The 9899-nt window shown below is 72.5% G+C and carries 9 protein-coding genes; all 9 read right to left on the reverse strand.

Annotated elements, in window-relative coordinates; genetic code table 11:
- The coding region (locus PROKR_RS18085; RefSeq protein WP_051433117.1) for a sensor histidine kinase at nucleotides 1-1048 on the reverse strand (1048 nt) is incomplete at its 3' end.
- Nucleotides 1045-1743: a response regulator transcription factor gene (locus PROKR_RS18090; RefSeq protein ID WP_036965393.1), complete on the reverse strand. Its 699-nt coding sequence runs from the start codon at nucleotides 1741-1743 to the stop codon at nucleotides 1045-1047. The genes PROKR_RS18090 and PROKR_RS18085, both read right to left, overlap by 4 nt.
- A gap of 298 nt (nucleotides 1744-2041) precedes the next feature.
- Nucleotides 2042-2668, reverse strand: coding sequence for a GntR family transcriptional regulator (locus PROKR_RS18095; RefSeq protein ID WP_036965395.1), 627 nt, complete (start codon nucleotides 2666-2668; stop codon nucleotides 2042-2044).
- Between the two features lie 130 nt (nucleotides 2669-2798).
- Entirely contained in the window at nucleotides 2799-4166 is a 1368-nt protein-coding gene (locus tag PROKR_RS18100; RefSeq protein ID WP_036965397.1) for an MFS transporter, read from the reverse strand.
- 45 nt (nucleotides 4167-4211) lie between these two features.
- Nucleotides 4212-5126: an amidohydrolase family protein gene (locus PROKR_RS18105; protein WP_036965399.1), complete on the reverse strand. Its 915-nt coding sequence runs from the start codon at nucleotides 5124-5126 to the stop codon at nucleotides 4212-4214.
- 23 nt (nucleotides 5127-5149) lie between these two features.
- Nucleotides 5150-5833 (reverse strand): 4-carboxy-4-hydroxy-2-oxoadipate aldolase/oxaloacetate decarboxylase, encoded by a 684-nt coding sequence (gene ligK / locus PROKR_RS18110; protein WP_036965401.1) that lies wholly within the window; start codon nucleotides 5831-5833, stop codon nucleotides 5150-5152.
- Nucleotides 5826-6872 (reverse strand): amidohydrolase family protein, encoded by a 1047-nt coding sequence (locus PROKR_RS18115; protein WP_036965403.1) that lies wholly within the window; start codon nucleotides 6870-6872, stop codon nucleotides 5826-5828. Before PROKR_RS18115 ends, ligK begins: the two co-directional genes overlap by 8 nt.
- The gene (locus PROKR_RS18120; RefSeq protein WP_036965405.1) at nucleotides 6869-8095 is read right to left on the reverse strand and encodes a 4-oxalomesaconate tautomerase; all 1227 of its coding nucleotides are present in this window, start codon (nucleotides 8093-8095) and stop codon (nucleotides 6869-6871) included. Before PROKR_RS18120 ends, PROKR_RS18115 begins: the two co-directional genes overlap by 4 nt.
- 80 nt (nucleotides 8096-8175) lie before the next feature.
- Nucleotides 8176-9570 (reverse strand): carbohydrate-binding protein, encoded by a 1395-nt coding sequence (locus PROKR_RS18125; RefSeq protein ID WP_157602213.1) that lies wholly within the window; start codon nucleotides 9568-9570, stop codon nucleotides 8176-8178.
- Between the last annotated feature and the right edge of the window lie 329 nt (nucleotides 9571-9899).

The raw sequence follows: 9899 nt of genomic DNA on the forward strand, positions 1-9899 counted from the left end.
GGACGATGGCCAGCCCGAGCCCCGCGCCGGGCGACCCTGCGACGGGCCGCACGTCCGGCGTGCGGGCGGCGCTGGCCCGCCAGCCGACCTCGAACATCCGCGTGAGGTCCTCGCTGTCGACCCCGCTGCCCTGGTCGAGCACGGAGAGCACCAGCCGGTCGCCGGCCCGGTCTGCGGAGACCAGGATCTCGGAGCCGTGCGGGGCATGGCGGATGCTGTTGGTCAGGAGGTTCACCACGACCCGCGTCAGCTCGTGCGGGTCGGCGCGCAGCATCCGGCCCTCGACGCCCGCGTGCTCGATGCGGATCTCCTTCGCGACGGCGAGCTGGTGGACGTCGGCGACGGCGTCGGACACGACGTCCAGCAGCTCGATGTCCTCCGGGCGCAGCCGCAGCGCCCCGCTCTGGATCTGCGACAGCGCGAACAGGTCGTCGACCAGCCGGTTCATCGTCCCGACCTGGGCCCGGATGCGCCGCACGTAGTCGGCCGGGTCGGCGACGGCGCCGTCGTCCAGCGCCTCCGCGAGGGCGCTGACCCCGGTGAGCGGCGTCCGCAGGTCGTGCGAGACCCAGGCGAAGAACTGCCGGCGCGCGGCGTCGAGCTGCTCGATCTCCGCGCGGGCCGCGGCGAGCCGCTCGGAGGCGACGGCGAGCTGGGCGGAGAGGTCGGCGAGCTCCTTGCCCGCGTAGACCTCCGGACCGACGACGACGCCGTTTCCGACGCGCTCCACCGCCTGCCCGAGCCGGGCGAACGACCGGCTCACGGCCCGCGCGGCGACGAGCGTCGCGGCGAGGCTCAGCAGTGCCGACAGCCCGACCACCCACAGCATCACCTGCAGGTCGTGCAGGGACAGGTACATCAGGGCGGAGACCGCCACGGTCGAGCAGACGATGGAGGCGATCGCGGCGACCACCAGGACGACGAACGGCGCGGTGACAGAGCGCTCCCGGCGGTGGCGCAGGACCAGGAGCGCGAGCACCGTGGTCACCGCGGTGCACACGGCGGCGGTGGCGAGGATGAGCAGCAGGTCACCGGCGGTGAGCATCATGCGGCGGCCCCCACGGTGAAGCGGTAGCCGCGGCCCCACTCGGTGAGCAGGTAGCGCGGGTAACGGGGCTCCGGCTCGATCTTCTCGCGGAGCCGTCGCACGTGGACGGTCACCGTGGACTCCTCGCCGAAGCTCCAGCCCCACACCTCGCGCAGGATGTCGTCGCGGGTCAGGATGCGGTCCGGGTTCTGCAGCAGGAAGAGGAACAGCTCGTACTCCCGGGCGGTCAGGGTCATCTCGGTGCCCGTCGCCCAGATGCGGCGGTGCGCGGGATCCACGCGGAAGGGCCCCAGCGTGAACGGCGTCGGCGAGACGTGCACCGCGCGGCTGCGCCGCACCAGGGCGTCGATGCGCAGCTGCAGCTCCCGCAGCGCGAACGGCTTGGCGATGTAGTCGTCGGCGCCGTGCTCCAGCCCGTCGATCCGCTGCTCGACGGCGTCCAGGGCGGTGAGCATGATGATCGGCGTCCGGGGGGCCGCCGACCGGACCTGCCGGCACAGCTCGTCCCCGCTGACCCCGGGCAGCATCCGGTCCAGGACCAGCACGTCGGGGCGCGCGGTCCGTAGGGCGTCCCGCGCGACGAGCCCGTCGCGGTGGGCGGTGACGGCGTAGCCGCGCCCGCCCAGGTAGTCGGTCACCACGGCCAGGACCGTCTCGTCGTCCTCGACGACCATGACCTCGACCTGTGCTGCCATGCTCGGCAGCGTAACCGCGCGAGGCCCGGTCGAGTTCTTACGCCTCTGCAAGACTCCCGCGTCCGCGGGCCGGCCTGCCTGGGTTCGACGACGTCGCCGGCGGGCCACGGACGTTCGAGGGTGTCACACCGAGATCGATGTCGTCGCATACGACGAGGCGTCCCGGACCTTCGCCCTGGACGGCGTGGACGGGCTACGACACCGTGCCGGGGTACTTCCAGGTGTTCGCGGAGCACGTGCTGGGGACCGTGCCCGGGCTGTTCGGCGTGCTCATGCCGCTGCAGGCTGGTCCGGCGACTCAGCCCAGCGAGCGCAGCACCTCGATGACGGACGTGATGTGCGCCCGCATCGCCGCCTCGGCGGCATCGGGGTCGCGCGCGACGACGGCCTCGATGACCGCCTCGTGCTGAGCCAGCGAGACCGCCGACCGGCCGGGCACGCGCGAGAGCGCGAACTGGTGGCGCACCATCTGCCCGTGCAGCTGCGCCACGATCCGGTTGGCGGTCTCGTGCCGGGCGATCTCGCGCAGCGTGGAGTGCAGCTCGGCGTTGAGGTCGCTGTACACGGCCGCCTCGCCGCCGTCCACGGCCTCGCGCATCCGGCGGCCGATCCCCGTCAGCCGCTTCGCGTCGGCGGCCGTGAGCCGCTCGGCGGCACGCGCCGCGACCAGCCCTTCGACGACGCGGCGGATCTCGCTGATCTCGATCGCCTCGTCCAGGCTGATCTCGCGGATCCGGGCCCCACGGTTCTGCTGGCGCTCGACCAGCCCCTCGGCCACGAGGTCCTGCAGGGCCGCCCGCACGGCGAAGCGCCGTGCCCCGAACTGCTCGCACAGGTCCGCCTCGACCAGCCGCTGACGCGGTGCGAAGTCACCCCGCAGGATCGCCGCTCGCAGCTCGTCCCGCACCTGGGTGTCGTCCACCATCACGTCCCTCTCACGTCGTCGTCCGCCACCCCCGGGCGCGAAGCGATTGTCAACAATATGAGCACCCTACCGGGGGAAAGCCGTGGTCCGCGGCACCCCCGGAGGGTGCCGCGGACCAGGACCGGCCAGGTCAGCGGCCGGCCGCCTCCACCTCCGGGGTCGCCGCCTGTGCCGCCAGGCGGGCCTTGCGGGTGGCGGGACCGAAGATCGCCAGGGCCAGCGCCCCCACCACCCACGTGCCCGCGATGAAGTAGAAGACGGTCTGGTACCCGTGCCCGCTGTACAGCCCCGCGATGATCAGCGGCCCGACGGCGTTGGACAGCCGCCCCAGCCCGTACGAGATCGACGTGCCGAGCGACCGACCCTTCGTGTCGTACAGCTCGGGCGAGTAGGCGTAGGCCAGGGCCGTGTAGCCGCGCTCGAACAGGTTGACCAGGAACCCGAACACGACGATCAGCACCGGCGTGAAGGTCAGGCCGTACATCAGGCCCGACGCCGCGATGATCACGCCGAACACCACCAGGCACCACTTGCGCTCGAACCGGTCGGTAACCTGCGCGGCCAGGAACGAGCCCAGCGGCGCGCCCACCGTGGTCAGCGCGACGAAGAAGATCGAGTCCTCGACGCTGATCCCCTCGGCGGCCAGCAGCGTGGGCGCCCACGACGAGAACCCGAAGAACCCGATGGTCTGGGTGATCCACAGCACCGACAGCAGGACGGTCGGGTAGAGGAACTTCTTGTCCTTGAGCATCGCCAGGCCCGCCTTCGCGGCTGGCCCGCTCTCCACGGGCACGACGGCGTCGGGCAACGTGCCGTGCTGGGCGGTCGCCTGGGCCTCCAGGTCCCGCAGCACGGCGTCGGCCTCGTCGTGGCGGCCGCGGGACTCCAGCCACTGCGGCGACTCAGCGAGCTTGCGCACGAAGAACAGGAACAGCACGCCGAGCGAGCCCCACAGGTAGACCAGCCGCCACGACCAGTCGTTGATCGGCACCACGAACGACGCGATCAGGTTGGTCGCGGGCGTCCCGCAGATGCCGATCATGATCACGTACGCCTGGTACTTGCCACGCACGGCCTTCGGGAACAGCTCGTTGATGTAGACCACGGCCACGACCGTCATCGCGGACAGGCCCGCGCTGGTCATGACGCGGAACAGCCCCATCGAGAAGATGTCCCAGGCGAAGATCGTCGCGAACGACCACACCGAGAACCACACCGTGGTCCCCACCAGGGTGCGCTTGCGGCCGAGCCGGTCGGCGAGCCCGCCGGCCACGATCGACCCGATGAACATGCCGACGAAGGACAGGGACGTCACGTACGCGACGTGGTTGACGCTCGCGCCCCACTGCTCGCGGATGACGGGGGCGGTGATCGCGAACGTGTTGATGTCCGCGAACTCGAAGAAGTAGGTGAAGGCAAGGGCGACCATCGTGGTCTTGTGGAACTTCGAGATCGGCAACCGGTCGATCCGGTTGGCCGCGTTGGTCCGGGTCTGCAAGGGGGTCTCCTTCTGGTTCCTCGGGCGTCGTCGCCCGGGGTCGGCTCAGGCCTCCGTCGGCCAGTACAGGCGCAGGGGGTTGTCCACGAGCAGCGCCTGCCGCAGCTCGGGGGTCGGTGCTATGTGCGGGATGTGGTCCACGAGCAGCCCGTCGTCGGGCATGTGGTCCTTGGGGTTGGGGTGCGGCCAGTCGGTGCCCCACAGCACGCGGTCGGGGAACCGCTCGACGACCTTGCGGGCGAACGGCACGACGTCGGCGTAGGCATGGCGCTCGCCGTCCAGGGCGGGGGCGCCGGTCACGGTGAGGCGTTCCGGACAGGAGACCTTGACCCAGACGTCGTTCGCCGCCACGAAGTCGAGGAACCGTGCGAACTCGGGGCCACCCGCGTCCTTGGTGACGTCGGGCCGGCCCATGTGGTCCACCACGAGCGGCACGGGCAGCGCGGCGAAGAAGTCCTGGAGGTCCGGCAGGTCGGCGGCCTCGAAGTAGATCACCACGTGCCAGCCCAGCGGCGCGATCCTCGCCGCGATGGTCTCCAGCGCCGCCGTGGGGACGGCGTCGACCAGCCGCCTGACGAAGTTGAACCGCACGCCGCGCACCCCGGCTTCGTGCAGGCGCCGCAGCTCCTCGTCGGTGACGTCGGCCCGCACGGTGGCGACGCCGCGGGCCCGCCCCTCGGAGCGTTCCAGCGCGTCGACCAGCGCGCTGTTGTCCGCGCCGTGGCAGGTGGCCTGCACGATGACGTTGCGGCTCACACCCAGGTGGTCGCGCAGGTCGAAGAGCTGCTGGGCGGAGGCGTCGACGGGCGTGTACTTGCGCTCGGGCGCGAACGGGAACTGCGCCGCCGGCCCGAACACGTGGCAGTGGGCGTCCACGGCGCCGTCGGGCAGCGTGAAGACTGGCTTCGTCGGGCCCTGGTACCAGTGCAGCCAGCCCGGGGTGACGTCATCGTCGGTCATGGTGCGTCCTCAGTGGGTATGGGTCAGTTCGTGTAGGTCAGGCCGAGCTCGGCCAGCCGTGGGCGCATGTCGTACAGGTCGAGGCCGAGCTCGCCGGCGGCGAACCGCTCGCGCTTGGCGGTCTCGTTCTCCTCGCGCCGCCGGGCGGCCTCGGCCACCTCGGCGGCCCGGGCGGCGGGCACCACGACGACGCCGTCAGCGTCCGCCACGATCACGTCACCGGGGGTGACCAGCGCGTTGGCGCACACGACCGGCACGTTGACCGAGCCGAGCGTGGCCTTGACCGTGCCCTTGGCGTTGATCGCGCGGGAGAACACGGGAAAGCCCATGGCGCGCAGGGCGTCGACGTCTCGGCAGCCGCCGTCGATCACCAGGCCGCGGGCGCCGCGGGCCTGCATCGAGGTGGCGAGCAGGTCGCCGAAGAACCCGTCCTCGTTCTCGGTGGTGCAGGCGGCCACGACGACGTCGCCGGGGCGCACCTGCTCGGCGGCGACGTGCAGCATCCAGTTGTCGCCGGGCTGGAGCAGCACCGTGACGGCGGTGCCGCACATCGCGGCGCCCTCGTAGACGGGACGGAGGTAAGGGCGCATCAGGCCGAGGCGGCCCAGGGCCTCGTGGACGGTCGCTACGCCGAACCGCGACAGCGCCTCGACGGCGGCAGGGTCGGCGCGGTGGATCTGGGTGTGGACGACTCCGAGCTCAGACACGGGTCAGCCCCCTCTCGGTCAGGCGCTTGTCGAGCAGCGGGTAGGCGCGCCGGGCGTTGGTCTCGAACAGGGCGCGCACGGCGGCGGCGTCCAGGCCCCTGGTCCCGGCGTGGGCCTCGACATAGCGCCGGGTGTCGTCGAAGTGGTGGCCGGTGCGCGGGTCGATGCCGCGCACGGCGCCGATCATCTCGGAGGCGAACAGCACACCGTCGCGCGGGATCACGTCGAGCAGCAGGTCGGCGCCGGGCTGGTGGTAGACGCAGGTGTCGAAGAAGACGTTGGTACCGAGCATCCCTTCGGGCTCCGGCTTGCCCAGGGCCTGGGCGAGGCCGCGGAACCGGCCCCAGTGGTAGGGCACCGCTCCCCCGCCGTGCGGGATCACGAGCCGCAGGTCCGGAAAGTCGGCGAACAGGTCGCCCTGCAGCAGCTGCATGAACACGGTGGTGTCGGCGTTGAGGTAATGGGCACCGGTGGTGTGGAAGGCGGGGTTGCAGCTCGTGGAGACGTGCACCATCGCGGGCACGTCGAGCTCGACCAGCTTCTCGTAGACGGGGTACCAGGACCGGTCGGTCAGGGGCGGCGCGGTCCAGTGCCCGCCGGACGGGTCCGGGTTGAGGTTCACGGTCACAGCGCCCAGCTCGGTCACGGCTCGCTCGATCTCGGGGACCGACGTCGCCGGGTCGGCGCCGGGCGACTGCGGCAGCATGGCACCGGGCGCGAACCGGTCGGGGTAGAGCCCGGCCACGCGAGCGCACAGGTCGTTGCAGATCCGCGCCCAGGCGGTGGACGTCGTGAGGTCGCCCACGTGGTGGGCCATGAACGACGCGCGGGGCGAGAAGACGGTGACGTCGATGCCACGCTCGTCCATCTGCCTGAGCTGGTGCGCCTGCAGGGTCTCGCGGATCTGGTCGTCGCTGATCCGCGGCCCGGCGGGGTCGGGGGCCAGGCCCGGGTCGGCCAGGGCGGCGACCTGCGCGTCACGCCAGGCGCCGAGCGGTTCGGGGGCGGTCGTGTAGTGGCCGTGCACGTCGATGATCACGCGGTGGCCTCCTCGTTCTGGTCCTCGGGGCGGTCTTCGGTCGGGTCGGTGGTCGGGTCCCAGACGGCGCGCGGCACGAGCACCTCGCCCGTCATGAGCAGGCGAGCGGTGCGCAGCAGCGCGGAGCGGACGACGGCGGGCGGGTCGCCGGCCTCGAGCCCGAGCGTCACGGAGAACTCGCCCGACGGGTGCTCCACGGAGACGGTGACCTCGCGGGCGCCGTCGGGCGCCGCATCGGGCACGACGGCGACGTCGTGCGCCACGCTCCCGGGCAGCACGCATGCCGTCGCGACGGTGACCGCGGCCAGTACGCCGATGGACTGGTGGGCCACGCGCGGGATGAGCGAGCGGGTGGCGATGCCCCCGCCCGCCCGGGGCGCCGATACGAGCGTCATCTTGGGATAGTTCTTCGCGGTGACGTCGCCGAGGCCCATGGCCTGGCCGCAGACCAGGCGCAGGCGCTCGACGCGGTCGCGCAGGTCGGCGTCGCCGTCGATCTCGGCGGGGGTCTCGTCGCCGCGCGCGCCGAGGCGGTCCGCCCGCACGACGACGAGCGGCTGGCCGTTGTCGATGAGGGTCACCTCGACGTCGCCCAGGCCCGGCACGGTGACGGTGTCGCGCACGTTCCCGGTGGGCAGCAGGCTGCCGGCCACGGCGCCTGCGGTGTCGAGGAACGCGATGTCCACCGGCGCGGCGGAACCCGGCACGCCGTCGATCCGGGCGTCGCCCGCGTACTCGACGTGCCGGACGCCGTCGGGGCCCCGGGGCGTGGGCACGGTGATGTTCGCGACCGCGCCGGTGTTGCGGGTCAGCACCGAGGCCGTGGTGGTGTCGCCGTCGGGCACGAGGATGCCGGTCTCGATCGCGAACGGCAGCACCGCGGCCAGCATGTTGCCGCAGTTCGGCGTGGTGTCCACGGCGTCGGAGTCCGGCTGGAGCTGCGCGAACGTCCACTCGACGTCGACGTCGGCGGACCCGGGCGACACGATCCCCACCTTGCTGGTCAGGGGATGCGCGCCGCCCAGGCCGTCGATCTGGCGGGGGTCGGGTGAGCCCATGGCCGCCAGCAGCACCGCGTCACGCGCGGCGGTGTCGGCGGGCAGGGTGCGGGCGTCGAGGAACAGGCCCCGCGACGTGCCGCCCCGCATGACGAGCGCGGGTACTGCGGTCTGCGAGCCCGCGGTGCGGGCACGGCGGTGGGACGGGCCGTCGGTGGCGGTCACTGCGCTCCTCCTCCATGAGGCGTGTCCCGGCACCGTAGTCCATCAACAATCTTGTTGACAATTTTGTCGCCGAAAGATGCCTACCCCTGAGCCGCCCAAGGACCCCACGGCGCGCCCGGCTTCTCGTTGCGCGTCCACCACTTCGCCTCGTACGTCCGGCCGTCGAGCACGGCCACGGACCCGGCCTCGAAGATGCGCGACGGCGTCCACCCCGCGACGCCGTCCCGCTCCACGATCTCCTGCCACGGGCCGTACGGCGCGCCCGGCTCCTGGCCGCGCGTCCACCAGGCCGCGCGCCAGGTCGACCCCTCGTACGAGATCTCGTCGCCCGCGGTGTAGACCGCCGAGGCGTCCCAGGCAGGGGCCGTCGGGGCGCACCCTTCGTCGCACACGCTGAACGAGGCGAGCACGGCCTTGTGGTCCGAGGGCCAGACGGCGTCCGGCGTGATGATCTGGTCGGCGCTGTCGTCGTCGACCCGCTCGTTCCGGACGATCGTCGACTGCGGTCCGACCACGGCCGCCCCGTCGATCGACACCCGCTCGTCGGGCGTCACGAAGACGTAGTCGATACGGTCGCGCTCGTCGGCCTCGGGCGCCCAGGTCAGGTCCGTCGTCGGGAACAGCGGGTTGTCCGACGGCCACGTGACGCCCGGGTTCGCGACCGGGTCGGGGTGGACCTCGCGGAAGGCGTCGACCAGGCCGCCGTCGAGCAGCGTCTGCGTGGACTGCCACGGGATCACCAGGCCGTTGTGGTCCTGCAGGTCGGCGGTCTCCTCGGTCCAGTCCTGCACGGACGGCTCGTTGAAGTCCCCGCCGACGACGGCGATGCGGCCCGCCGCACGCTCGGCCCGGACGTCGGCGACGAGCGCGGCGGCCGTGGCCGGGCGGCCGGACTGCCGGTTGGCCTCGAGGATCGCCTCCACGTCGGTGACGGGGCCGCCGGGCAGCTTGTCCCACGTGTCCCAGCCGGCGGGCCAGTCGCCCTGGACGGCGCCGCCGTAGCCGCGCGGCAGGTACGTCGCGTACCAGCGGTACTCCAGGTGGCCGCCGTAGGCCACGACCTCGGTGCCGTTCACGTCGAGCACGGCCTTGGTCCACCAGCGGTCCACGGTGCTGGTCTCCAGGATCGGGTAGCGCGAGACGATGCCGGTGTCGGTCGCGATCACGTGGTCGTACCCGAGCAGCGCGGCGACCTGGCGCGGGGCGTCACCCTGCTCGGGCAGGAACGTCACGTCGGCGTCGGTCTCCAGCAGGACGTCGGCGATCTCGCGGGCCCCGTCGTCGATCTGCGTGCCGCCGTGCCACACGTTGAAGGTGAGCACGTCGAGCTCGCTGACGCCGGCCACCTCGGGCTTCGGCTCTGCGGGCGGTGCGGTCGTGGCGGCGGCCGACGGCGCGGTGGTCAGCGCGGCGATCGTCGCGCCCATGGCGACGGCGGCCAGCAGGCGTCGAGGGCGTACAGGTGCGGATGACATCGGTCTTCTCCCCGGCTCGGAACGTGTGCGGCCGTGACGCTACGACGTGTCGGTGGCCGGGCAATGGCCGCGAGGTGAACGCGTCCGGGGCTGATAGGTCGCATCATCACCGTTGACCCCCGCACCGCGCAGGCCCGAGATTCGACCCCGAATGGCCCGGGCGGCAACCGCACCGCCGCGCACCGGAGCGCGGCGACCCACCGGGCCGGACGGGAGTCACCATGGATACGGACCGAAAGCTCCTGCTCGACCGGCGCAGCCTGCTCCTGGGCTCGGCGGTGCTCGGCTCGGCCGCCGCCCTCGGCGTCGCCGCACCGCCCCGGGCGGCC

This window comes from Promicromonospora kroppenstedtii DSM 19349 (assembly GCF_000515355.1).
Classification (GTDB): Bacteria; Actinomycetota; Actinomycetes; order Actinomycetales; family Cellulomonadaceae; genus Promicromonospora; species Promicromonospora kroppenstedtii.

Coding starts and splice junctions, on each gene's coding strand:
- PROKR_RS18090 (WP_036965393.1), bottom strand. CDS start 1,743: ATGGCAGCACAGGTCGAGGTCATGGTCGTCGAGGACGACGAGACGGTC.
- PROKR_RS18095 (WP_036965395.1), bottom strand. CDS start 2,668: ATGGTGGACGACACCCAGGTGCGGGACGAGCTGCGAGCGGCGATCCTG.
- PROKR_RS18105 (WP_036965399.1), bottom strand. CDS start 5,126: ATGACCGACGATGACGTCACCCCGGGCTGGCTGCACTGGTACCAGGGC.
- PROKR_RS18125 (WP_157602213.1), bottom strand. CDS start 9,570: ATGTCATCCGCACCTGTACGCCCTCGACGCCTGCTGGCCGCCGTCGCC.